This is a genomic window from Paenibacillus ihbetae, from assembly GCF_002741055.1.
GTDB classification, from domain to species: Bacteria; Bacillota; Bacilli; order Paenibacillales; family Paenibacillaceae; genus Paenibacillus_AQ; species Paenibacillus_AQ ihbetae.
Genome location: NZ_CP016809.1, coordinates 349,863 through 373,640 on the forward strand (window position 1 = coordinate 349,863; position 23,778 = coordinate 373,640).

Annotated in this window: 21 protein-coding genes and 1 pseudogene; 4 read left to right on the top strand and 18 right to left on the bottom strand. The window is 48.9% G+C overall.

Features of this window, described 5'->3' with window-relative positions; all coding sequences use genetic code 11:
• Nucleotides 1-129: 129 nt before the first annotated feature.
• From BBD41_RS01505 to BBD41_RS01545, 9 genes are all read right to left on the bottom strand, one after another.
• Nucleotides 130-1,464: a response regulator transcription factor gene (locus tag BBD41_RS01505; RefSeq protein ID WP_099476483.1), complete on the bottom strand. Its 1,335-nt coding sequence runs from the start codon at nucleotides 1,462-1,464 to the stop codon at nucleotides 130-132.
• Nucleotides 1,464-3,209 (bottom strand): histidine kinase, encoded by a 1,746-nt coding sequence (locus tag BBD41_RS01510; RefSeq protein ID WP_099476484.1) that lies wholly within the window; start codon nucleotides 3,207-3,209, stop codon nucleotides 1,464-1,466. Before BBD41_RS01510 ends, BBD41_RS01505 begins: the two co-directional genes overlap by 1 nt.
• A gap of 444 nt (nucleotides 3,210-3,653) precedes the next feature.
• Nucleotides 3,654-3,881, bottom strand: a complete 228-nt coding sequence (gene yedF / locus BBD41_RS01515) for a sulfurtransferase-like selenium metabolism protein YedF (protein WP_099476485.1) — start codon at nucleotides 3,879-3,881, stop codon at nucleotides 3,654-3,656.
• Nucleotides 3,871-5,079, bottom strand: coding sequence for a selenium metabolism membrane protein YedE/FdhT (gene yedE, locus BBD41_RS01520; protein WP_077565884.1), 1,209 nt, complete (start codon nucleotides 5,077-5,079; stop codon nucleotides 3,871-3,873). Before yedE ends, yedF begins: the two co-directional genes overlap by 11 nt.
• 138 nt (nucleotides 5,080-5,217) lie before the next feature.
• Entirely contained in the window at nucleotides 5,218-6,000 is a 783-nt protein-coding gene (locus tag BBD41_RS01525; protein ID WP_077565882.1) for an alpha/beta fold hydrolase, read from the bottom strand.
• Complete coding sequence (locus BBD41_RS01530; RefSeq protein ID WP_077565880.1) at nucleotides 5,984-6,592, bottom strand: TetR/AcrR family transcriptional regulator; 609 nt, start codon at nucleotides 6,590-6,592, stop codon at nucleotides 5,984-5,986. Before BBD41_RS01530 ends, BBD41_RS01525 begins: the two co-directional genes overlap by 17 nt.
• Before the next feature lie 179 nt (nucleotides 6,593-6,771).
• Complete coding sequence (locus BBD41_RS01535; RefSeq protein WP_099476486.1) at nucleotides 6,772-7,326, bottom strand: GNAT family N-acetyltransferase; 555 nt, start codon at nucleotides 7,324-7,326, stop codon at nucleotides 6,772-6,774.
• A gap of 210 nt (nucleotides 7,327-7,536) precedes the next feature.
• Nucleotides 7,537-8,871 carry a sensor histidine kinase gene (locus BBD41_RS01540; RefSeq protein WP_099476487.1) on the bottom strand — a complete coding sequence of 445 codons (1,335 nt, stop codon included), beginning with the start codon at nucleotides 8,869-8,871 and terminating at the stop codon, nucleotides 7,537-7,539.
• Between the two features lie 2 nt (nucleotides 8,872-8,873).
• Nucleotides 8,874-9,560 carry a response regulator transcription factor gene (locus tag BBD41_RS01545; protein WP_077565874.1) on the bottom strand — a complete coding sequence of 229 codons (687 nt, stop codon included), beginning with the start codon at nucleotides 9,558-9,560 and terminating at the stop codon, nucleotides 8,874-8,876.
• 246 nt (nucleotides 9,561-9,806) lie between these two features.
• Here BBD41_RS01545 and BBD41_RS01550 point away from each other — a divergent pair, with 246 nt between their 5' ends.
• The 3 genes from BBD41_RS01550 to BBD41_RS01560 all read left to right on the top strand — a co-directional run bounded on the left by BBD41_RS01550 (nucleotide 9,807) and on the right by BBD41_RS01560 (nucleotide 12,475).
• A complete protein-coding gene (locus BBD41_RS01550) occupies nucleotides 9,807-10,841 on the top strand; it encodes a DJ-1/PfpI family protein (protein WP_099476488.1) in 1,035 nt (344 codons plus the stop codon).
• A gap of 52 nt (nucleotides 10,842-10,893) precedes the next feature.
• Complete coding sequence (locus tag BBD41_RS01555) at nucleotides 10,894-11,541, top strand: DUF2306 domain-containing protein (protein WP_099476489.1); 648 nt, start codon at nucleotides 10,894-10,896, stop codon at nucleotides 11,539-11,541.
• A 133-nt stretch (nucleotides 11,542-11,674) separates the two neighbouring features.
• Nucleotides 11,675-12,475 carry a DJ-1/PfpI family protein gene (locus BBD41_RS01560; RefSeq protein WP_099476490.1) on the top strand — a complete coding sequence of 267 codons (801 nt, stop codon included), beginning with the start codon at nucleotides 11,675-11,677 and terminating at the stop codon, nucleotides 12,473-12,475.
• Between the two features lie 102 nt (nucleotides 12,476-12,577).
• Here the strand turns inward: BBD41_RS01560 and BBD41_RS01565 are convergent, their stop codons facing one another.
• The 8 genes and pseudogenes from BBD41_RS01565 to BBD41_RS30500 all read right to left on the bottom strand — a co-directional run bounded on the left by BBD41_RS01565 (nucleotide 12,578) and on the right by BBD41_RS30500 (nucleotide 20,952).
• Nucleotides 12,578-13,222, bottom strand: coding sequence for an SDR family oxidoreductase (locus BBD41_RS01565; protein WP_099476491.1), 645 nt, complete (start codon nucleotides 13,220-13,222; stop codon nucleotides 12,578-12,580).
• 85 nt (nucleotides 13,223-13,307) lie between these two features.
• Nucleotides 13,308-15,305: a DUF2207 domain-containing protein gene (locus BBD41_RS01570; protein ID WP_237086992.1), complete on the bottom strand. Its 1,998-nt coding sequence runs from the start codon at nucleotides 15,303-15,305 to the stop codon at nucleotides 13,308-13,310.
• A 464-nt stretch (nucleotides 15,306-15,769) separates the two neighbouring features.
• Nucleotides 15,770-16,378 (bottom strand): flavin reductase family protein, encoded by a 609-nt coding sequence (locus BBD41_RS01575; protein WP_099476492.1) that lies wholly within the window; start codon nucleotides 16,376-16,378, stop codon nucleotides 15,770-15,772.
• Nucleotides 16,378-17,330 (bottom strand): annotated as a pseudogene (locus BBD41_RS01580) (ring-cleaving dioxygenase). The gene BBD41_RS01575 and the pseudogene BBD41_RS01580 overlap by 1 nt, the downstream one beginning before the upstream one ends.
• Before the next feature lie 343 nt (nucleotides 17,331-17,673).
• Nucleotides 17,674-18,666: a DUF1835 domain-containing protein gene (locus BBD41_RS01585; RefSeq protein ID WP_237086993.1), complete on the bottom strand. Its 993-nt coding sequence runs from the start codon at nucleotides 18,664-18,666 to the stop codon at nucleotides 17,674-17,676.
• 278 nt (nucleotides 18,667-18,944) lie between these two features.
• On the bottom strand, nucleotides 18,945-20,117 hold the full coding sequence (gene nagA, locus BBD41_RS01590) for an N-acetylglucosamine-6-phosphate deacetylase (RefSeq protein WP_099476494.1): 1,173 nt from the start codon (nucleotides 20,115-20,117) through the stop codon (nucleotides 18,945-18,947).
• A 144-nt stretch (nucleotides 20,118-20,261) separates the two neighbouring features.
• On the bottom strand, nucleotides 20,262-20,645 hold the full coding sequence (locus tag BBD41_RS01595) for a hypothetical protein (protein WP_099476495.1): 384 nt from the start codon (nucleotides 20,643-20,645) through the stop codon (nucleotides 20,262-20,264).
• A gap of 172 nt (nucleotides 20,646-20,817) precedes the next feature.
• The gene (locus BBD41_RS30500; protein ID WP_099476496.1) at nucleotides 20,818-20,952 is read right to left on the bottom strand and encodes a DUF1963 domain-containing protein; all 135 of its coding nucleotides are present in this window, start codon (nucleotides 20,950-20,952) and stop codon (nucleotides 20,818-20,820) included.
• Between the two features lie 204 nt (nucleotides 20,953-21,156).
• On the opposite strand from BBD41_RS30500, the gene BBD41_RS01605 reads away from it, so the two are divergent.
• Nucleotides 21,157-22,517, top strand: a protein-coding gene (locus BBD41_RS01605) for an IS1182 family transposase (RefSeq protein ID WP_099476497.1) whose coding sequence is annotated in 2 segments (ribosomal slippage) — nucleotides 21,157-21,724 and nucleotides 21,724-22,517 — 1,362 coding nt in all. Because the reading frame shifts where the segments join, the coding sequence is not laid out codon by codon here.
• Between the two features lie 225 nt (nucleotides 22,518-22,742).
• Here the strand turns inward: BBD41_RS01605 and BBD41_RS01610 are convergent.
• A complete protein-coding gene (locus BBD41_RS01610) occupies nucleotides 22,743-23,732 on the bottom strand; it encodes a phage baseplate protein (protein ID WP_077565859.1) in 990 nt (329 codons plus the stop codon).
• Nucleotides 23,733-23,778: the final 46 nt, after the last annotated feature.

Below are 23,778 nucleotides of genomic sequence, written 5' to 3' on the forward strand. Positions count from 1 at the left end.
GTAGGCTGTCTTGCTCTTTACTTCTTGGGTCCAATTATAATTGCCGGAAGAAAGCGCTATCAATTTCAAGTTTTTTACATGGCTTTCGATTTATTTACTTATTTCAACGTTGTCGGTTAACCGGACCCGTCAGCTGCGGAATTCCTGAGGCGACATGCCCATCTTTCGCTTAAAAAACGTCGTGAAGTACGAATGCGAATCGAAACCGACCCGGGCAGCGATCTCCTGGAGCTTTAAGTCCGTATTCCGCATATAGTCGATGGCTGCTTCGAGGCGCTTGCCCTGGATATAGTCGTTCAAATTCTGACCCGTCAGCTGCTTGTAATAGCGGGACAAGTAGGATGGATTAAAATGCACCTCCTGCGCGATCGCCGTCAAGGAGACATCCCCGGCCAAATGCTCCTGTATGTATTTATGAATCTGGGTAATAACCAGTGATTTCATATCACTCTCGCGGTTGTTCTCTTGTCCGTCCGTGCTCCCAACCGGTCTGCCGACTTTTGCGATGTCGGTGATCACCATGCTTTGCCCCAATGCTTGCTTTTGCTTCAGGACCATCCGCAGTGTTTCATACTGCTCCCAGATCGTGTGCCATCCTTCTCTCAGGTTTCCGGAGATTCCGAAGGATACCGGCACCCCGAGCAGTTCGGCGCATTCATTTTGCACGGACTCGAGTATCCCTATCATATAGCCCGTAACTCCGCTCCACGAAAGCGCCCCCTCGCTCTCCCCTTCTTGAAAGCGGCCCAATAATTCCGCATCCGGTTGTAGAAGCCAAAGGAGAGATCGTTCGTAAACGGCTTGCTCGCAAGTGAACGAGAAGGGTAGATCCTTCATAAAAATCCCCTGTATGGAGCGGATCATCTCCCGGGATGCCTTCTGAACCGATTCGTCCAAACATCCCAGCACAAATAACGAAGGCAGGTCCGGACAAATGCCAAAGTCCAAACCATCATAACGCGTGTCGGTTAATAGTGCTGCAATCGGTTCTCCGTCGATGATTCGCTCTATCCGTTCGTTTTTCAGCAGAGGCTCGGCGATCTTTGCATGCTGTTTCATCTTTTCTTCCTCTACGCTGCGGCGATTCTCCTCATCAAGCTTCCGGCAGGCCTGTTGGACAGCATGGAAGATCGGATCGATGCCTTCGGTTTTCAGGATGTAATTGTCCGCATTTTTACGCAGCGCTTCCTGCACGAATTCAAAATCGCTGTATCCCGTCAAAAAGATCATTCGGCACTTCGGCCAGTAATACATCAGCTCGTCCACCAGCTGAAGCCCGCTTTTTTGCGGCATTCGAATATCGCTGACAAGGATATCCAGCTTCATCTTTTTGGCGATCGCAAGCGCCTCCTTGGCTGAATACGCTTTATGGACATCCAGCTCAAATTCCGGGTTTTCCTCAAATAACTGAACCAGACCGTTCGTGATCACCGGTTCATCATCTACGATCAACAGTCGATACATTACGAAGCCTCCTCCCTTACCTCGATTATGATCAGCTCTACTTTGAGACCGCCATAGTCGCTCCGCGAAATGAACAGCCCGCTCTCGGGCCCGTATTTAAGGCGAAGTCTATTATGCACGTTGATCAATCCCGTCTTCTCCAATTGCTTGGAATCGTCTCCCAGCCTTTCGCCTAATTGCGCGATCCGCTCATCCGTCACCATTCTCCCGTTATCCTCCACCGTAACCCGCAGCCTGCCATCCCGATAATCCGCGTTGATATAAATCATCCCATCGTCCATGCCGTCCGCGAACGCATGCTCGAACACATTTTCCACGATCGGTTGAATGATGAGCCGCGGAACCGACAAGGCTGGCGGAATTCCGGACGGCCCTCCATACTCGTACGCAATCCGGTTCGAGAAACGGATGCATTGAATGTCGCAATAGTCGAGGGCATGGCGGTATTCCTTGTCGAATGGGACTTCGTCCGAACCGCTTCTCGTAATATACTGATAATAGCTGCCCAGCTTCTGCGACAGCTCTGCTGCGCTTTCAGCGTCGTTCACTTTGCACATCATGTAAATATTAAAGAAGCTGTTGTACAGAAAATGCGGATTGATCTGGGATTGCAGCTGCTTGAGCTGGGAGAGCTGGAGCGCCATTTTTTGCTCATAATTTTCTTCGATGGAGTGCTTGAGCTTCAGCGTCATATTGTTAAAGCTGTTAAAGACATAGTGGAACTCGTCCTTGGATTTGGATTCGATCGTAATATCCAGATTATCGGTCTCTAACATATGAAATGCCTTGACAAGCTTTGACAGCGGCCTGTGAATCATCAGATTGACGGAGAACGAATACAGGATCAGCACGATGAGGGCAATAATAAACAAGGTATAGAACCAGGTAATGAACTGGCTTAACGGGCGCGTGATTTCATTCTGGTTGACGTACATGATCAGCTTTACCCCCAGAGAGCTGACGTCATTTTGAATAATAAAATAGTCCACCCCGTGCATGCTTCCCATCGTGGGCGTTTCCGGGCTTTGCATGTATTCGCTGACGGCGAGACCGAGGATGCCTGCCGCCTCCGCCGGTTCCTCTTCGGTTGCCAGAACGGAGCCGAGGTCCGGACTGCCAAGCAGCACCTCGGATTCGGGATAGAGCTTGGCGATTTCTTTTAAAGCCTCGAGGAGCTTAGGCCTGGCTATTTCGATATAAGACCAGATCTTGCCGTTGTTCTCCGTTTCGATAAAAAAGATGCGGTCACCGCTTCGATAGAACGAAGGCATGCCTTCTATGGAAAGCAGCGACGATATCAGCTCCATTTCAGCATTCGGCGTATTGGTTACTCCGGAGGTGGTTGAGATGGTTTTCCCCACGGATTCCACGTAAACGCCGGTATTCAGAACATATTCGCTCGATACCATCAAAGTGGCAAGCCGTTCCCGGATCTGGTCAATCAGCGCTACCTCTTCATAATTATCCAGGGTCCCGCCCCGAAAGCCCAGCTTCTGCAAATCCTGGTCATTGAGCAGCTCAAGCTGCAAATTCCGGATGAAGTACATTTCATCATCCAGCTGTTTGGAGTAAAAAGAAGCCCCTGCGAATGAAGAATCCAGGATCGCGTCCTTGGAAATGGACATTCCTTTGAAGTTGAGCCAGAGACTCATGGTAATGAGCGGAAGCAATAATACGATAAATACGATCACGATCTTTTGATACACAAACCATGTGGAAGATTTGCCGGACGCCTGCAGCTTCATGAGCTCCCCCCTTTCGGCGTAAGTAAAGACGGTCACTACTGATTCTGGATTTCATCTCCTCCTGCAACCTCCCTCCAACTAATTTTTCTCTAAAGTATACATCCGGCACCTTCTTGCCGTACAGCATGAAAGAAAGCGCTTGACGTTGGGATTGCTTCTGGACCGGGATGCCCGTTCCCTTCGCTGATCTTACTTGCTGCAGCATCAAAAAAGCCGGCACCGGTGGAGGACCGGCGCCGGCTTACGAATTGGAGAGCTCTTAAGAAGCGAGGGCTTTGAGGAGTTCTGCTATACCATTTCTCCTCAATCTGCTTGATCAATGTCTTCATCGGATCGGTGGGACGGTTCGCCCGGAGCTTTGCACCCGCTAATAAAAAGAGAAAGCCCCCTGCCGAAACGCGTGGGGCCTTCTCCGTTATTGTACGATGACTTCGAGTGATTGCCTTAAACTTGGATAAACAGGCTGAATTCCTGGCCGTTCTTAATCGGTTCCTGCGCCATGCTGTAACCGTGCTTGACGACCTCTTCCGGCACGTTCCGGAAAGCGGACGGGCAGTCCGAGATGACCTGAAGCGTCTGCCCTTTTTTCATATCGCGCAAAGTTTCAAGGGTGTAAATGACCGGGTAAGGACAAGATTCCCCCCGGAGGTCCAATGTGAAATCAACCGACATGAGTTGTGTCTCCTTTCTTGAATCCAACGCCGAAGCGGTAATTTTTCTGCCAATACGCGGCGACGGCAAACCCGGCCCCCAAGACTAGCAGCGTCACAAGTAATGCAGCCGCCGGGCCCATTTCAGTGATCAGGTTGACTGGCGCGCCGCTCTTCACGAGCAGGTTGTATACCCCCATGTGATCCCATGCAAACGCCAGAGCGGTAGCTCCGATAATGTTGCCGATAAACACCGGCAAAAACACGATCTGCCCTTCCATCAGCCGGTACATCATGCCGGTTTCACATCCGCCGGCCATGACGATTCCAAGACCAAACAGCAATCCGCCGATAAAAGTGCTCGGTGCCGCAATTTTCGTAATGGGATCTAGGCCGTACACGAGGATAATGATCAACGTAGCGACGGAGCTGACTGCCATGCCGACGGCAATCGCTTTCGTCATCGTCGCCCGGCCGCTGATCCACAGGTCCCGGAAGGCGGAAGTGAAGCAGATCTGCCCCCGCTCAATCAGGATTCCGAATGCCGCTCCGAAGAGTGCGGCGGTTCCAAGCATGGTGCGGCCGGTGGCATAGAAATATGCGATGAGCGCAATGTAGGCTAGACCGAGAAGCGCTCCAAGAAGGGGCTGCCGGCTTTTCCCGGTTCTAACTGTCGGCGCTGTACCGCCCATTTTTAGAACAGGCTTGCCTTTCCACCATCTTGTATTAACCAGCTTGGCACCCAGGAACGTGCCCACGGCCGTGGCAACGATAAAGATCCAGGAATGCAGCGAGAACTGAGGCACTCCGGTAAAAAATGCCGCGAGATTGCAGCCAAGGGCCAAACGGGCGCCGAAGCCGGCGATGATGCCGCCGACGAAGCCCTGCACATACCGCCGCTTCTGTCTCGGCATCCGGATCTTGAAGTTGCTGCTAAGCAAAATCGTAATCAGGGCTCCAATAAACATGCCCCACACGATCCAGCCGTCGGTTCGGGTCCAGGTCGTTCCGTTCATGTGGACCAGGTCGAAGTACGCCCAGTCCGATACGTCCACCCCGAAGAATTCAAGGATATGGCCACCAAGACGGGTAAACTCTCCGGTTACGGCCCAAACCGTGTTGGTAATCCCAAAATAAACCGCGCTCAGGATGCCTGCCAGAGCCATGACCAGATAAGGGCTCCAGTAGCTTCCGAACCATGATGCATATAATTTTTTCACGTGCTCTATAACTCCTCATCCGATAGAGTCATTGGACTCTACTCCTAAATTAAACCGGCAAATGTTATTTTACTATAAAAAATTCAATTGGGTAAGAAATTTAAGCGTTAATCTAGGCGGGGGAAAGAGGAATGATCACTATTCATAATGATGCTTGAGTAAAAATCTCAATATCTGCTCATTCACGGCATCCGGGTTATCAAGATTCGTCGCATGGTGAGCGCCGGGAATCATGTGCAGCTCCGAGTTTCTTATTTTCGCGTGCATATAGTTCTGCTGCCTTTTAACCATGGTGTCATGCTCGCCTTGAAGCAGCAAAACGGGACATTGTACATGGCCTAAATGCTCACCGCTCTCCATACGGGTGACCGCATCCCATAAGCGCAGCCACCGGTCTTGTGTAAGCATATTAAAAGCTTCCTCGATGTATGCTCGGTTATCCGGATTGTACTTTGAGAGGACGGATGCCTGAAGCTTGCCGGTTATTCGCATCGGAATTATGCGGGAGCACCAGCGGTTAAAGGGTACAAAGCATTTTTCAAACCAGTTAAATGCGTTGGTGAACGGAGTACCGATTAGTATAAGAGCCTCTACCGTTTGAGGAAACCGGATTGCGGTTTGCAGAGAGATATGACCACCCATGGACAAGCCGCATAGAACTGCTCGCTCTATTCCAAGGTGATCCATCAATGCGGATAAGTCTTTATTGAACGTTTCCGAATCAACCTTCCCTTCGGGAAGTGAAGAGTAACCATGCCCTCTGACATCCCAAATAATCGTCTTATATCTCTCGGCAAAAAAACGAATCTGGGGCTCCCATTGCTTATGGTTCCAGGAAGCGCCATGGGTGAAAATGATCGGTCGACCCTCCCCGTGCACCTCGTAGTATAGCTCCGCATGGTGGCTAGTCATCGTTGGCATGCTCATTCCCCCCTATTCTTAGCGGTCCGATAATGACGCGAAAACAATCGTCGATTAAAGCATCTAACGTCTTCCCGGCATCCCGGATCCAGATCAGGAGCGCACCGCCGATTGCGGATTGCAGAACGGTGCTGACCAGCTCGATATCGCATGCTTGAATGGATTTGTCCCGAACCGCTTTGCTTAACAGTCTTCTCGTTCCCGCATCTATAATCGCAAGACGATGTCTCGATATTTCCAGCAAATCAGGATCGGTCGTGCTTTCCAGATAAAAGCTGGTGTGACGGGCCAGAGATACCGGGTCGTTCCCTAACCGGACCGCCTCTTTATAAACGGATTTTAACGCTTCGATCGGCGGCGCGTCGCTCTGATCTGCTTCATTAAATTTCGCCTCGGTCAATTGGATGACATAATTGCTGTAAGCAAGGAAGATGCCCTTCTTTGAAGAAAATCGTTTGATCAATGCTGCAGGAGATACACCGATCTCGTTCGCAATATCCGCGAGGGTAGTTTGCGCGAACCCCTTTTTGCATAGCGATTGATATACGCCGTAATAGATGTGCTCATCGGAGAATTCTCGTGGTCTGCCCATAAAAGCCCCCATTAGTAAATGATTATTTACTAATTATGTTAGCATGTACTCCTTAGGTTAACAAGACACTTTTTCTTAATCCATTATCAACGGTTGAAATAAAAAGGCCCCCTTGCTTCCTGATTGGAAGCAGAGAGAGCGTAGTTGTCTCCGAGCTATTCTTCGAGTTTGTATATCCGTTACTTAGTCTCTAAATAGAATTCATTTTTTAATAAGCCGTAATAGATAAGGTCTTCATATTTTCCGCATTTTTTAACATGCTGTCTTAAGGTTCCTTCATATTTCATGCCCAGTTTTTCCATGACCTTTCCCGATGCAGGATTCTTTCCTAAGTATCGTGCATATACCCTGTTTAATTCTAATTGTTCAAACGCATAGCTTATGATCCCTCTTGCTGCTTCCGTACAATATCCATTATTCTTGTACGCTTTACCAATCCAATACGCAAGCTCCCCATGATCGAACTTCCGGTTATATCCAACACAGATCGCACCGATAATGTGTTGTTCTACCGTATGTACAATCGCTAATTCAAGCGATCGACCTTCATGATAATTAACGGCATGTGTTTTTATCCATTCTTCTGCCATTCCATACTCGTAGGGATGCGGGATGTATAATGTCGTTTCAGCAATATATGGATCCCCGGCGAGTTCTTTGACTACCGGTGCATCCTTTAAATCAAAAGGTCGTAAGGTAAGCCTCTCTAATTGAATTGTCGGCAATTCTTTCATAGATCCTTCCTTCTGGCTTTCCTTTAACGGGAAAGGCCTGCGTCATTGATTGTCCATAAGTAGATCTCTCCTGAAGCATTATACGATATGTGAATGTAAGGCTCACCCGGTTTATGGAAGCTGGCTGTACCCGGTTTATTAGGATGCATCGTTAATGTATATTCCCCAAGATCCGTTTGAAACAATGCAGTAGCGAGCGGCTTTGCAGTTTCAGAGAGTTTCGATTAGCAATGGGACCCATCCTGCCAGCAGCGCTCCACCTTCCGGATGATTGCTTGCAGTAAGGTCTCCTCCATGCTGTCGAATAATTCGTTGCGAAATCGTCAGCCCTAATCCGCTGCCTCCGGTTGCACGATTTCGGGAAGCTTCTCCGCGATATAAAGGTTCGAATACCCGTTCCAGCTCTTCCGAGGAGAAGCCCGGTCCTGTATCACGTACCGTAAACGTTAGCTTATCGGCATGCCGATAACAATCGGCCACGATCGCACCACCCGCAGGCGTGTGCCTGACGGCATTATCCAGAAGATTGTTCATCGCACGCTCTAATAAATGCATATCCCCGTTGATGATGCAGGCATCTGCCGTTTGAAGTGAGAGGGAGATGCCTTTCTGCATAGCCAGCGGTCTCAAGCTGTCTATCGAGTTCTGAAGAATTTGACGGAAATCCACCTTCTTGTCGTTTAATTCCGTTTCGACATACTCCATCTTCGTAAAAGTGAACAAATCCTCAACAAGACGATCCAGCTGTGCCGATTTCTCCTTGCAAACCGCCACGTACCGGGCCATCTTCTCGGGGGATTGAGCGATCCCTTGCTCCAGACCGTCCAAATACCCGCGCAAGGCAAACAACGGGGTCCGCAAATCATGCGCTACGGCCGTAATGACGAAACGGCGTTCTTCCTCCAATTGGGCTTGATTCCGGTACGATCGTTCAAGCCCCTTTACCATAACATCGAATCCGTCGCGGACCTCGGCAATTTCCGTGACCCTGGACGCGGGTAACCGGACATCCCAGTCTCCTGTTGCAATTTGTCTAGCTGCGAGACTCATCTTCTCAAGCGGCGCAAGCACGAATCGTCTCATCGTCATCCCGACGATAAAGATAGCGAGCAGCAGTCCGATGAATGCCGCCATCACTTGAACCTGATTGGATTGAGGCAGATAAAGGGTAACGCGTCCCAGTAATTGACCGTCTTTGATGACGGAAAACCGTTCCGTTGATAACGTTGTACCGCTACGCTCCGGATTGGACCGGTAAATTTCCCGATCTCCGGCGGACTGGATCAGCACATCCATTTTCGCTTGACGGAGCGCTGCTTGCAATTGGTTTTGCCAATCGGGATCCGCCCACTTGTCCGTGTCCGATTCAATACGCCGAGTCATCTTCGCTATATTGGTTTGCAGCGTCTCATTTTGCAGCCGGCCTTGTTCGAAGCTGAGCGTCTGCTTCTCCATAAAATGAGCGGCAACATAGAAATTCCAGGGCAGCGCGAGGATCAGGGCGAAGCAAAGCAAAGTAAACGTACGAATGCGGAGCTTCCTCATCTTTAGCCTCCTTCGAATCGATACCCTACTCCCCATACATTGAGCAGATATTTCGGGTGATTCGGGTCAGATTCGATTTTCTCACGCAGCCGACTGAGATGGACGCGAATCGTATGCCTGTCCCCGATCCCGTCCCAAAACTTTGCCAATAGCTGCTCATAGGAGAAGACATGCCTTGGATGCTCCGCAAATAATCGCAGCAGCTCATATTCCTTCGGCGTGAGCACGACATGCTTCCCTTCCACGACAACCTCCCTCGAGGAGAGGTTAATCTTGATGCGGCCATAATCCAGGATCCTTTCATTTTTCTGCCAATTAGAGTCGGTACGCCGCAATACGGCTTTTACCCTGGCTACAATCTCTCCAGGTGAAGCCGTTTTGACGATATAATCATCGCCGCCGAGCGTGAAGCCCCGAATCTTGTCCACATCATCGCTGCGGGCGCTCAAGAACAGGATCGGAACATTGCTTTCTGACCGAATCCGCCGGCATAACTCAAACCCGTTTTGTCCCGGCATCATGATGTCCAGCACGATGCAGTGAATGGGAGTCTGTTGAATTATCGTCCACGCTTGGTCAGCGTCACATGCGGTCATAACTTGAAAATGTTCATTTTCTAAAAAATCCCTCAATAGATCAACGATACTCGGGTCATCGTCTACAACGAGGATCGTATGTAGTCCACTCATGATTATCCCACCTTCACCACCTAGTTTATCATGATAACAGCCGGAACAGGCGGGAGCCGTTATTTTGTGATGATTTGTTTATACTTTTGTGACCATTTCGCTGCTTCGTTCGAGATATTCCTTTGTTATGATTCTCCTTGCAACACTTCAGTCATTCCAGACCATGCAGAAATGAAATCGATGAGAAGGAATATTATAGGCTGAGTGATCTGTTGAATAAAAAACGACAAGGAGGAGAATCCACGTATGCTGCATGTTCAAATTGTGTTATTTGATGGCTTTGACCTCCTGGATGCCCTTGCGCCATATGAGGTTTTCTGTGCTGCTGCGCTATATGCTGAAGACGCGTTAAACGTTGAACTGGTCACCGCAGAAGGGCCGCGTTCCGTCCCCAGCGGCATCAACGGGCTGATGATTGAGGCGAGCGGCACACTCGACCCGAATCGTTCGGGGATTATCGTTGTTCCTGGCGCCTCCGGAAACGTGGAAGGAGATGGCCCGGATACGGTCCCTGCTATACTCGGCCGGGCTGTGAACACAGATTTGACGGAGATGATCCGTCAGGCACTTGGCAGCAAGGACAGCGTGATCGCCACGGTTTGCGGCGGTTCACTCGTGCTGGCCATGGGCGGGCTTTTGGAAGGCAGACCAGCGGTAACGAATCATCTGGGCATGGATGTACTCGCTGCAACCGGGGCTGTTCCGATCTCCGCTCGAGTGGTGGATGACGGCAATCTGGTTACCGGAGGCGGTGTAACCTCCGGGCTTGATGTTGCGCTATACCTGCTGGAGCGCGAGCTCGGACCGCGGATGGCCCACGCCGTGGAGCAGCTGTTCGAGTTTGAACGGAGGGGGACCGTTTGGAAGGAATCCGGAATGGCGCCTCGCAGTGCAAGTAAACCAATAGGAGACGAGACGGGCCTCAAGGAGGACCGAACGCCTATCCCTTCCGATAAGCCGGACTTCCATGCGGAGCAGACATCTGCCTTTGATGGCGAATGGGATACGACCCTTGCCACGCCCGTCGGGAAGCTGCAGGTCAAGCTCTCCATTTCTACGAGTGAGGGTCGGATCCGAGGCACGGCTACCCAAGGAGAGGAAACGGTCGAATTTTTGAATCCAGTGTTTCGGGGCAGCCATCTTGCCTGGTCCCTTCAAATTACGAAGCCGATGCGGCTGAATCTAAGATTCGAAGTTTTCGTCGATGGCGATCAAATGTCTGGAATCGCCAAGGCGGGAATCCTGCCGGCATCCAAATTATCAGGAAGACGGGTTACATAGCCCGGCTATAGGTATGGGTAACAAATATAGAGCCTCGGGGGTTGCGGTTAATATGAAGAAACGGATCACGTTATACGGATTGTTGGCTGGTGTCAGCATTCTATTTATTCTCTACGCCTTGGTAAAAAACTTTATGATCGATCCTGGAGCGGCGTCCTTCTTGAGCCATAAAACCGGGCTGAAGCGCCAGCTGAATCTCCCGGTTTGGCTGAATGTGATGTATGTACATGTTGCTTTTGCTTGTATAGCGATGGCGTCTGGGCTGATCAACTTTTCAAGACGGATATTCGAGCATAAACGCCTGTTCCATCGTATCAACGGCTATGTGTACATCGTGTCCGTCCTTGTTGTGGTGCTGACATCAGGTTACATGGCGCCCTACGCCACCGGCGGAAAAATAACCAGCATGGGCTTCAATGCCTTGAATATCCTATGGCTGATTATTACAATTGCCGCTCTTGTGCATATCAAAAGAAAGCAGATCATTCGCCACCGGAACTGGATGATCCGGAGCTACGCCTTTTGTTTTACCAATCTGTTGATTCATCTCATCACTTCCCTCTTTCAGGGATTCGGCCTTGTTTATGCCACAAGCTACACCATTGGCGTTTACGGCTCTATCGCGCTGCTGCTCATTATTCCTAACATTATTATAAGGTCTATCGGTCAATCGAATGGTGTTTATTCGTTTACTTCCTAAACGAGGGGCCTTATCCACTTCCGTTATACTTCGCTTCCTAAACACCTCTTCATTTTGAAAATCAATCACTCAATGGCTAGCGGATCTCATTTACGCTGTTGCCCTTGAGCAAAACGAAAGGATACAAGTTATTATGAAAAAAATCCTCGGTTTACTTATGTCGTTTACCCTGCTGCTATCCCTTGTTGTCCCTACTGCAGCTGCAAGTGCAAATCCTACAGAAAATCAAGATCCAGCAGCGGACAAAAATATCCATGTTCAAATCGTATTATTCGACGGTTTCGATCTGCTTGACGTTACCGCACCTTATGAAGTGTTTGCTGCCGCAGAATTGTATACCGGCGGAAAAGTTACGGTGGAATTGGTGTCCGCAGAAGGCAAGCGAGTGGTTCCGAGCGGATTGAAAGGCCCCTCCCTTGAAGCGCAGGCTGCATTAGATCCGAAACGTTCGGGAATCATTGTGGTTCCCGGGGCTTCAGGTAAGCCTGCAGGACAATCGGAAGATTCGATCCCCAATATTCTTAGACAAGCTAAGAATACCGGTTTGAACCAATTGATGAAACAAGCTTTGAACAATAAGGAAGTGACGGTGGCAACTGTTTGTGGCGGTTCGCTGCTGCTTGCAATGGACGGTTTGCTGAAAGACCGGTATGCCGTCACGAATTCAATCGGCATGCCCGCGCTCGCAGCTCTTGGTGTGAAAACGGTCGAGGCAAGAGTCGTTGAAGATGGTCCCCGCTTAGTAAGCGGTGGAGGAGTGACCTCCGGACTTGACGTCGCCCTGTATTTAGTTGAGCGAGAATTAGGGCCGCAAATCGCGCATGCGATCGAAAGGTTATTCGAGTATGAACGAAGAGGCACCGTGTGGAAGGCGGAAGGTAGCTCGCCGATCAACTTTGGAACGAATGCCGGCAATGCTCGAGTGAAGAAATAAAACAAAGTGTTGCCTCCGGACGTCATTGAATCACGCCGACACGGCAACCATGCCTGCATGATTCTCGGTTTTTGGGTATTCACTTAAGAAGCACTTCGTCCCCTATAAGGAACGAAGTGCTTCTTCAATTGATGTGTCTCCACTAACCAGGTCAAATGCCTTGCCGATGGTATGCGGATTTTCCAATGAAGCGACAATCGTCGATGCAACGTCTTCCCGAGGAATGCTGCCGGTATCCAGATCAACCGCAGCGGTAACCTTACCGGTACCCGCTTCGTTGGTCAGCCGCCCTGGGCGAAGAATCGTATAATCCAGCCCGCTCTGGGCTAACCAAACGTCCGCGTAATGTTTTGCCGCGCTGTAGTATGGTGCGCTCTCCATCCATTTTTCACGATGATGCACACCGATGGCGCTGACCATAACGAATCGACGCACCCCGGCCAGCTTGGCGGCTTCCATGGATTTAATGGCCCCGTCCAAGTCGATCATCATGGTTTTATCCGCACCCGTATGACCTCCTGAGCCTGCAGTAAATACAATTGCATCAGCCTCTTTCGCCGCACGGGCGATATCCTCGATGCTTCCTTCCAGATCGACAAGGATCGTTTGGGCCCCCTGTTCCTCGAACCTCGCTCGCTGCTCTTCCTTCCGAACCATCGCAATGGCGCGATGGGCCTTCGAGGATTGAAGCTTGCTCACAGCATGCTGGCCGATTTGGCCATTTGCTCCGATGATTAGTACGTTCATGGTTATCAATCCCGCCTTTCTTCTCTTATAGTCTCTTTTTATTTCTAAACAACAAATGCCTTAAGCAGAATACGGCTTAGCTTAGTCAATCCCCTCCCCCACCGCTATCTCCCGAACCTCCATCATGGCCACCGTCACTACTGTAGTCATATGAGCTCCCGCCGTCTGCTCCACTGTCTGCTCCACTGTCACTATCGCTTCTCCAAGTTCTCCCTAAAGTTGTCTCCTCATTTATTCCCTTCCAAGAATGAATAAAGACATAATCGAGAGCAGCATCCATATCGTTATCAAACAGAGGAGAAGCCTCGGAGAAAGTAAATTCCGGGTTTGCTTTGCTTATATTTCTCATAAAACGTTCCCCAACACCAAGCAAGAGCGCATCCTCCCTCATCTTTTCCAGCCATTTGCGGTCATTTCCAGCCCTTCCTACGTCATGTCCGCCTCTAGCCAGCGTTCGTCGATACCGCTTAATAGCGCTTCGGTATGCTGCCGAACGCCGATCTAATGCTCCTCGTGGTAAAAACCCGACAAGTAAAAATGAAAGAATGACGAAATTCAAATATTCATCGACCAGTGGATCATACAAAATTGGAGCCGCAACAAAAAAGCAAACGACCAAAAAAGTAAACATGTATTTTTTTCGGCGCCAGCGAATAGAAGCCAATACGACTACGCCCCCCAAAATAGCGGCCAATACGACTACCCATCCCCAAGGCGTTACGTCTGCAATGTACATGTAGATGAGCAAAACCAGATGTATAAGAGCCATAGCAGGGATAATTACTTTTCTCGCCGTGTATTCCCTGTACTGGATCCTCTTGCTGTTCTCAGAGTCCAAAAGCTCCTGCCAGCGACGGAGTCCTTCTTTTAGTTTTCTCTTTCGTTCTATGTATTTACCCATAAACTTTTTGTTTTTGCGTTCTGTTTTGGTTGGGCCCGAGAAATTCTCCAGCTTTAGAACTGCCGTGCCGTGAGACAGCCAGCTAAGCAAGTAACGATCCGACTTTTTTAGATCTGTTCGATTACCCTTGATTGTAAATTCTGGAAGCCTTTTCGGCGCTCGCGAATCTTCTTGGAATCGCGTACCTGATTGCACGATGGAAACACTCACCATGCCCCTACGGTGCAACGAAAATACGCCGGCCAGCGTATCGGCAAACCGGAACGTTCCCTTTCGGAAATAGTACATCAGATCAATTGGATCCATAGCTGCAAGGTCTTCGAAACGGATCCGCCTCCCACTCCACCAAGAAAAGATTCTTCGCAGCGAAAGTGCAAAATAAAAAATACCCACTATAGCTGCATAGGTGAGCCAGCGGCTGATATGTTGCCCTGCTTTCAGAAAACGCTCACGATCTTCATATCTTTGCTGAAGCTTCTGTTCTTCTAACAGTCGTTCCGAGAGAGTGGCTGAAGGTTCTGCTGATTCCATTTTCGACAGCACCTCCGAGGGGAAAAATAACTTTAATCTCGCACGGTCTCCTTCGGGTAGTAGCGCGTTTTCGTACTTGACCCAACGATGGTTTATCTCCGTCAGGCTGCCACCTGAGCGATCGTAGGTAAAGCCGGATAAAGTCTCTTTTGCAGGCTGCTCTGGATAAACCGTTACGGTTACGTTGTGATGATCCATCCTGTCAGCTTTAAGTACAGACCAATCCAGCTCTCCACGATCGTCATATTTCACAGCTTCTCGATCCAGCCTATAACGATAATATATCTGCCTTGTTTCATCTTTAGCGTCTAATTGAATATAATATGTACCTGCTTTCCATTTAAAAGTGACGGGGTAACGCTCCAAGTGAGCATAGCCAAAATTACCAAGCTCTCGGTCGCTCGGTGGTACATAAGCTTCAAAAAATTCAATATTTTCTTCCCCGAAATTGTCCATATATCTGGGGATTTTTTCGTACTCTCCTTGTATTGTATAGGTAAATAACTCTTCCACATACAAGTCTCCATCCGCCATAATCTTGGCCATAACCTCCACTTGATTAACCGTCACCTCATTGTCTGTGTCACACCTGCCTAATATAACAACCAATAGAATAATCACTGCCAACAGCAACACATATTTGTTTTTCACAGTAAACCTCCCGTTTCCTGTTAGCATAGTTTTAATAGAGTCGTCAGAAGAGCTTACAGCATGAACAGAGGTCTCCCTTCTTATTCTTGCTCCCAAAGAGATCCGTTTTTTGAAAGTCTCGATTTCTAACCATACTTTATAGTATACATCCTTCATATGGCTAGGCTGAATATGGTAATGGCTTCATTTACAGTAATAACTAAGGTTTTTTACTGGATTCGCATGTTCCGCTAAAAGTATCTCTTGCAAAGGTATCAAAATAGCCATTATAACACAAAGCGATTTTGCCAAGAATATCAAAGTGTTTGGTTCGTGTTCATCGTATCTTGTTTTTTACCAAACAAAAAGCAGCCAATCATAAGAACGGCTACCTCTATTCATAGATTTAGTTTGTACAAACCTACGCAGCTCTCTTAAAGTTGATGTCTCTGCCTTACAGAAATTTTTATTCCTAAGGTTCCGGATTACTCCGGGCGTTCAATCTCAAAGATGTCTCCGATTTTGGCATAATGATGGCCCGCCAACCGGCTAACCGCCTTCAAGCCAACAGGATCAATTCTTCCATTTTCATAAATATGATCCTGGATATGAAACTGCACGACCCTTCCGATAATAAAATCGCATCCGTTCTTACCATGTCCTCCAAACTCCAACGCATGCTCCACTACGCATTCCATGCGAATCTTAGCTTCCGCGATCCCTGGAACGGTAACCTTAACGCTGTCGACGGGTGTTAAACCGGCCAATTGGACTTCACTCTGATCGGGAGGAAGCTTGGCAGCCGTCATATTCACTTGATGGACATTGTCTTCATCCACAATATGAACAACGAACTCGCCCCTCGTCTTCATATTGCGGGCCGTGTCCTTCGCCTTCCCGCCGAAGCGCTGGATGGACAGCGAGATGAGCGGCGGGTCCGAAGATACGATATTGAAATAACTGAACGGAGCTCCGTTTAACACGGCTTCATGCGAAAGCGTCGTAACAAATGCAATCGGCCTCGGTATAATACTGCCGATCAGCAGCTTATAATTTTCCCGCTCGGTAAGGTTCAATGGATCGATGGACTGCATCAAGACGCTCCTCCCGCATTGGGTTCCAGCTCTCTCACTTCGAACGGAAGCAATACTTTTTCGATTTCAGACCGGTGTGGCTCATATTGCGACGGCAGCTTCAATGCTTGCCCCATTGTTTCATGCGATTCGTCGTGCGCAAAGCCTGGAGGATCCGTAGCGATTTCAAAGAGAATGCTGCCATACCCCTGAAATAAATCGCATTAAAGTAATGACGATCTTGCACCGGTGTTACCTGGTAGCCCTGGTCTGCAATATATTGCTGCCACCGGAGCTGTTCCTTATCATCTTTAGCACGCCATGCAATATGGTGAACCGTACCGACACCCAGCTGGCCGTATCCAGCTCCAGAGAGCCTCAGATCAACCGTATTTCCAATATCCGCGGAGGAACGATACCGTGCAAGCTCTCCTTCTTGTCCGGCATATTCCAGTCCCATCACTTGTTCCAACAATTCGGCGGTTCTTTCCGGTCTCGTGGAGAGTAAGGTTGCTCCTCCAAAACCTTTAATCGCTACATCAGGAGTGACTCCGCCGAAATTCCAGGTATTGAACTCACCTTCTTCTCGCTCCACGAGCTCAAGATGGAGGCCATGAGGATCATCAAACTGCAAATAAGTTTCTCCAAAGCGTTCACTCATCGTGAATGAAACATCATATTTCTGAAGGCGGTTCTGCCAAAATGTCATCGCCCCCTTCGGAATCGCGTAGGATGTTACTCCCACTTGTCCGCTGCCGATTCTTCCCCTATAGGCATCAGGCCAAGGAAAGAATGTAATGATCGTTCCAGGCTTGCCGCCATCGCTGCCGAAATAAAAATGGTATGTGCCCGGATCATCGAAATTTACCGTTTGTTTGACCAAGCGGAGTCCTAATACACCGGCATAAAAATCAACGTTCTCTTGCGGATGCCCTACAATGGCAGTAATGTGATGAATTCCTTGTGTTCTCATGATATATCGCTCCTCTGTTAGTTGACGTGCCGGCAACGAAATGTGGCAAACCAGTTTTTGTAAATAGATGAATGTTTTTCGCTTCAAACCGATTGGGCTGCTGGTTGTAATTCATTTATCTTTAATTAAAGATATTTGGGTTTGAGATTATTCTACGCATTTATCTTTATAATGTCAATACTCTTTGTGTTTTATTTATTGGTGACCGCTGCACTCTGATTTCAGCTTCAACCAGAGAAAGAAGCAGCCCTATTGAGCTGCTTCTTCACGAATGCTTGCATTGTTACTTCACAGTTCTGCTAATTCAGCTTCCGCAAGATCCAGCTTCTGTGCAAGTATCTGTTCATTCATTCGCAGCTTCCTCCGAATTTCCGAGCTTGGTTGTTCCTCGTTTGTTCGACAAGCTTATTGAATATTGAAGCGAGAGCCCCGGTATTCCCTTGAAGTTCAGAACACCATCACTGGTTAACCTTAAGATTCTGTAAGTAAGAAAGGACATACTGATTCGCTGCCGTGAAGCTTCAAGAACTCTGCCCATGACTTCACCTGCATGCACATAATCACCGGCTCCATGAATCCCTTGCAGATCGATGACCGACTGGATTATAACCGGATCCAGCTTGTCTTCATCGCAGCCTATTAGCTTTCCATCTTCCCATAAACGAAGCCAATGGTTCTGTCCCGCCAACTCGATCCATTCGGTTTCATACCGCTTCCTGGTATCCGAGTCCAGCGGGAACCCCTCAGCATAGTCCCGAACGATTTCTACATAGTTCTCCCGGTCGATCAATGCCTGCGCATAAGGAGTTTCTCCTCCATTCTGGCGAAACCCCAGTGCCTGGGAAACCTTCGTCACATTGACGATATGTATCGGCTGTTTCCTGTCTTTCAACAGGTAGAGCGCGAATCGAAGCCCCGTTTGATCATGGCCATTATCGGCACACCAGATCACAACGGTTTTATGCTCGGGGATGGCCTTTAACTCCTTCATCAATTGCGCAATTTGGTGATCCCGGTTAATCGTGTCGAAGAAATAGTCATCCTGGACATGCTCCAAGAGCCAGCTTTGCCTGCGCTGCTGTCCTTCTGGCGTGTCCAAATCCGCGATCGGGCCGACCGAGAACCAACTATTAAACGCCAGTACCCGGCTTTGTTGACGTTTGCCAACTTTACTGAGGGCTACTTTTAATGAACCTGCATCCGATAGACTGAACACCACATGGACATGCGTCTGCAGCCTCTCGATTTCCATATGCTGCTCGTACACAGCATCGATATGCTTGCCAAGCAGCTCATACAATCGGTCTGACTGCTCTTGCTCAGACGGCTCCTTCACTGCCGTATCATGCTGTTTCACAGAATTCAGCAAATTTCGGAGTATGGCTAGGTGTGCTCTTTCATGCAGAGCTTTTAATTTTTCATCAAGCTTATCGATGGGAATCCCTCCTTTGTCTGTCACAACGTGTGACATGTTTTCCTCGGGCTGCTACTGAATAGGTTAGGGTTACGCAAGACTGTGGCCATAGTGAGTAAGAAGTTCTCTAGTAAGGAGCTTGTATGTGGAAGAAGTCGACCTGGCCCAACCAGCATATGCCTTCCTCAAGGATCGCTTTTCTATGGATGATTGCCCTCTTTTTCCTTCTCAAAAATAATCTTCCCGCCAATCATCGTCCATTCGACTTCAAACTGATCATCCAGCAGCACCAGATCGGCATCCGCTCCTTCGGCGATGCGCCCTTTGTTTGTCAGACCCAGCACATCCGCCGGCGTCGTGCTTGCCATCATAACCGCATCCTGAAGCGGTATCCCCAGTTCTACCGTATTTCTCAAAGCTTCGTTCATCGTAACGGTGCTTGACGCCAATGTTCCATCCTTTAATTGTGCAATCCCGTTTCGGACCGTTACCTGATGTCCGCCAAACACATACTCTCCATCCCCGAGCCCCATGGCCTGAAGCGCATCCGTAACAAGCACGATGCCGTCAGGACCTTTCACTCGGTGCATAAGCCGGACGATAGCAGGATGAAGATGCACATTGTCTACAATGGCCTGCAAGCTTACCTTTTGTTCCTCCATCGCGGCAACGATAAGTCCCGGATCGCGGTGATGAATCGGCCGCATTCCATTAAAGCAATGCGTAATATGGCTGGCCCCGAGACGGAATGCCTCTTTGGCTTCCTCATACGTTGCATCCGAGTGGGCAATCGCAACAACAATGCCTTTTTTATGTAGGCAGGAAACCAGTTCCATACCTCCGGGCAGCTCCGGAGCGATCGTAACCATTTTCAATAAGGAACCGGCTCTCTCGAGGATGAGCCCCATTTCAGACAAATCCGGATGCCGCAGATGCGTTTCGTTCTGCATTCCTTTACGTTTTACGTTTAGATACGGGCCCTCCGCATGGATCCCGGCGATCAACGCCCCCACTTCTTGACCTGCAACCTCCTTCACTTTGTCGATCATGCGAAGAAGCGTTTCCAAATCGGATGTAACGGATGTCGCCAGGAAAGAGGTGCAGCCGGTGGCCGCAGAGGTTTGAGAAACCGCTTGAATGCTTCTTGTCGTTCCGTCCATCATGTCATAACCGTTCGCTCCATGAATATGAACATCGATCATGCCGGGAATGAGCAGCTTCCCCTCCCCATCGATGATGGTCGTCTCTCCGGCAATTTCAGACGCTTCCCTCCGGATGGCAGTAATGCGCCCTTTATCGACAAGCAGCGATCCATTCTCGATGACTCCGGTTTCGGTTGCTATGCGAACATGAATGATCTGTACCGCTTTCATGGTAAACCCTCCCCCTATCCTCAACTCGGTCTCAGTATAACAAAGCCATGTGAAAATTGTAAAAATCCGAGCAGCAGGTGCACCAATCCCTTTGTTTCGTGGTTTCCGCTCAAGCGACTTAACGCAGAAAAAGCTATTTCGCCTTCACTTCGGCTCGTTCGGCTCGTCTAGACCTTCGAGCTCCGGCAGCCCGGCTTCTCTCCGCTTCTCAATAATGTAACGCACATACCATTCCGAATTCTCGGTATTCTTCCTTACTGATTTGATCGTACGGAGCCATACTTCATTCCAGCTTTGCCCGTTGGACATGATATGCCCTCTTTTCTCCATCTGAATGCTGCCGTCATAGGCAAGCATAGCGGATTCACGCATCGCAGGAGTGTCCAGCAAGATGATGTTTCCATGCTCATCATGCTTGCTCTCGATACCCATGTTCCCATCCATTTTGGATGCGATCCAACCCACCACCAGCACCAGAATTATGAACAAGACGACGACTCCAATAAGAACCCACAACCAAATGCTCATCCCATTCCCCCCGCGATCCCAAACCATTTGTTCCCTATAACACCATTTTATACGCACTTCTGCCTAAAAAGGTATCATCCGAAATAAAAGATACGAATAAACTCCCGGAACGGGATCCGGAAGGTTAAACTGCTAAGGTTAACAGAGAGGTGTCTCCCTTTCTGCAGCCCTTCTAGCTTGAGTACAGGGAGCAGTAGGTATGCGTAAATTTCCCTGCAAGCAGATCCGTCTTCCGGATGGAAAATTGCGGTTCCCCGGCGCCCCACCAACAAAATCCAACCTCCTGGTCCGAATCCAAAGCAAGCATCAGCTATCTTGGACTTCCGGCTGGCCTGATCCGCATTCCCGGAAAGAGAGTTGTATTCTTCTAATGACGAAAAAAGCCCGCATAATGCGGGCTCAGGCTGTCGAGAAAGTCTCGACAGCTATTTTCTTGTGAATTTAATTCAACACGACACCGCGTTAATGTTGTATAATAATAGTAAATAAACCGTTCGGAAGGGTGTTACATATGTTGCGTTCGAATCGAGAAAAACAGCAGGCTTACGAATTTGTTTCGATTGAAGAATTGGTTCCTCAAGATCATCTGCTCCGTAAAGTGGACAAGTATATCGATTTCTCTTTCATCGACGAAAAGGTTCGTCCGCTTTACTGTGCGGATACTGGGCGGCCTGCTATCGACCCTGTCGTGTTATTTAAGATGATTTTCCTCGGTTATTTTTATGGCATCCGTTCCGAACGCCAACTCGAACGTGAAATTCAAACCAACCTTGCTTACCGCTGGTTTTTGGGGTTAGGTTTAACCGACAAAGTGCCGGACCACTCTACGATTAGCTGGAATCGTCGCACGCGCTTTAAAGACACCGAGATTTTTCAGGAGATCTTCGATGAGATTGTGCTTCAAGCTATCCAGCACCGTATGGTGGGCGGACGTGTCTTAGTTACCGACTCAACCCACGTCAAAGCGAATGCGAACAAGCATAAATACACAAAAGAACAGGTTTTGCAAAACACTCGTGGTTATGTGAGTGAACTTAATGCGGCCGTAGGGGCTGACCGGAATGCACATGGAAAAAAGCGCTAAAGCCAAGAGAGGACGTGATCGAGGAAAAGGAAGTTAAAGTGAGCATGACAGATCCCGACAGCGGTTATATGATTCGTGATGGGAAACCGGAAGGATTCTTCTATTTAGACCACCGTACCGTGGACCTGAAATATAATATGATTACGGATGTCCATGTCACCGCCGGAAATGTCCATGATTCTGTACCGTATTTGTCCCGTTTGGATCGTCAACAAGAACGATTTGGTTTTAAAGTCGAAGCCGTTGCTCTGGACTCCGGGTACTTGACTTCACCCATCTGCAAAGGGCTGCAAAGCCGAAACATTTTTGCCGTTATTGCTCACCGAAGATTTCACCCGACCCAGGGTTTATTCCCTAAATGGAAGTTCACGTATGATGCGGAGCGCAATCTTTATGTTTGCCCTGCAAAGCACGAATTACCATACAAGACGACCAACCGTGAGGGATACCGACAGTACGCTTCGGATCCACAGCACTGCAAGAACTGCCCGTTATTAAATGAATGCACGCGGTCTCGCAACCACCGAAAGGTGGTAACTCGTCATGTCTGGGAGGACAGCAAAGAGTGGGTGCGAGGCAACCGGTTGAGTCGATCCGGGAAATATCTCTACCGAAAACGAAAAGAAACGATTGAGCGAAGCTTCGCGGATGCCAAAGAGCTCCATGGGTTTCGCTATTGCCGTTTGCGCGGGCTGCAAAACGTCAGGGAACAGGCCCTGATGACAGCAGCTGTACAGAACATGAAGAAGATGGCGATCCACCTGGATCGCCTGGAAAAACGGGGGTAATCTCCCCGTTTTCACTTTTGAAGTGACCACTTGAAATTGAGAAACCCTGCACTTTAGAAAAAAGTACAGGGTTTCTCGACAATCTGAGCCCGCATAATGCGGGCTTTTAGGCGTACATGATAATCGGTATTCACTTGTTCTTGGCTGGTCCCATTATAACTTCGTCAGTGTCAAGCCGCCTAAACAGCTTCATGATGGCTGCAATATTCCTGAGCCTTTCGGTGGTTAAAAAATGCTATCGGGAACGTAATAAATTTTCTGAGTATCCTTCTTATTTACCGGATCTGTAACAATCGTGAAATACACATTGCCGTTCTTGGTCTGCACACCCTCGATTTCGCGGTTGCCCACATTGGTTATCTTCACTAGCGATTTATACGCGCCTGTGTTAGACATCATGGCAATCTGCGGCGTTTCCCCCTCGGCTCCGCCTGAGGTATAGATTTCGGTGCTGCCTAGCATATCGACCCCTTGGAAGGAGCCGTTCGGTCTAATAATGGCACTGCCTGATTGGGTGAAGCTGGTCACGCAGGCGCTTACCGCTGCCGCGCTGTCCATTCGTACCATTTCATTGCTGTCAAGCAGCTTGTTCAAAGCCACCGTGTCATAGATCGACCAGGTCACGGTGCCTTCCTTCGTCTGCACGCGGAAGACTGTGTGCGTGCTGTTTCCGCCCCCATCCACACGGTAGGTGTCTCCCAATCTTGCACCCGTCTTATTGGCGTAATTCATGTAGGTAAACCTGCGAAGATCCGTATAATCAACGGTTGTGCCCGGTGAATACTGAACTCTTGCTACCTGGAGTGACCAATAATAGTCCGTGGATGGATCAGCTTTAGAGCTGAAGTAGAAATAATTCTCGCCATTGTACGTATACATGTCCAGCGTTTGGCAATGGCCGGTGTTGGTAATCGTCATTTTATCAACAAACGTGGCGTTATTTCCGTCGATCAGCAATCTTGAGAGATAGCAATTGCCTCCAGACCGCTGCGTTACATAAATATATTTTGAAGCGATGTAAGCTTTCTGCACCACCACATTATGCTGAAGTCCCTTGAGGTTGTAGGCGAGGGTTGCGGAGGCGTTTACAGTCTTATCGGGGGTTGCCGCAAACGCGGGCAGAGCTGACATACTGAAAATATAAATGGCAAGAAGTGCAGAGGCGAGGGTTATCAACCGCCTTTTCAAATGGTTCCACGTTCGAACTTGCAGCATACGGATTACCTCCATTTGTTATAATCTTTATCCTTGCACATGTCCC

Coding starts and splice junctions, on each gene's coding strand:
- BBD41_RS01510 (WP_099476484.1), bottom strand. CDS start 3,209: ATGAAGCTGCAGGCGTCCGGCAAATCTTCCACATGGTTTGTGTATCAA.
- BBD41_RS01540 (WP_099476487.1), bottom strand. CDS start 8,871: ATGAGGAAGCTCCGCATTCGTACGTTTACTTTGCTTTGCTTCGCCCTG.
- BBD41_RS01545 (WP_077565874.1), bottom strand. CDS start 9,560: ATGAGTGGACTACATACGATCCTCGTTGTAGACGATGACCCGAGTATC.
- BBD41_RS30500 (WP_099476496.1), bottom strand. CDS start 20,952: ATGCTTGCTTTGGATTCGGACCAGGAGGTTGGATTTTGTTGGTGGGGC.
- BBD41_RS01565 (WP_099476491.1), bottom strand. CDS start 13,222: ATGAACGTACTAATCATCGGAGCAAATGGCCAAATCGGCCAGCATGCT.
- BBD41_RS01575 (WP_099476492.1), bottom strand. CDS start 16,378: ATGCAGTCCATCGATCCATTGAACCTTACCGAGCGGGAAAATTATAAG.
- BBD41_RS01595 (WP_099476495.1), bottom strand. CDS start 20,645: ATGAGCATTTGGTTGTGGGTTCTTATTGGAGTCGTCGTCTTGTTCATA.
- BBD41_RS01535 (WP_099476486.1), bottom strand. CDS start 7,326: ATGAAAGAATTGCCGACAATTCAATTAGAGAGGCTTACCTTACGACCT.
- BBD41_RS01610 (WP_077565859.1), bottom strand. CDS start 23,732: ATGCTGCAAGTTCGAACGTGGAACCATTTGAAAAGGCGGTTGATAACC.
- BBD41_RS01530 (WP_077565880.1), bottom strand. CDS start 6,592: ATGGGCAGACCACGAGAATTCTCCGATGAGCACATCTATTACGGCGTA.
- yedF (WP_099476485.1), bottom strand. CDS start 3,881: ATGTCGGTTGATTTCACATTGGACCTCCGGGGGGAATCTTGTCCTTAC.
- BBD41_RS01505 (WP_099476483.1), bottom strand. CDS start 1,464: ATGTATCGACTGTTGATCGTAGATGATGAACCGGTGATCACGAACGGT.
- BBD41_RS01525 (WP_077565882.1), bottom strand. CDS start 6,000: ATGCCAACGATGACTAGCCACCATGCGGAGCTATACTACGAGGTGCAC.
- BBD41_RS01555 (WP_099476489.1), top strand. CDS start 10,894: ATGAAGAAACGGATCACGTTATACGGATTGTTGGCTGGTGTCAGCATT.
- BBD41_RS01560 (WP_099476490.1), top strand. CDS start 11,675: ATGAAAAAAATCCTCGGTTTACTTATGTCGTTTACCCTGCTGCTATCC.
- BBD41_RS01550 (WP_099476488.1), top strand. CDS start 9,807: ATGCTGCATGTTCAAATTGTGTTATTTGATGGCTTTGACCTCCTGGAT.
- nagA (WP_099476494.1), bottom strand. CDS start 20,117: ATGAAAGCGGTACAGATCATTCATGTTCGCATAGCAACCGAAACCGGA.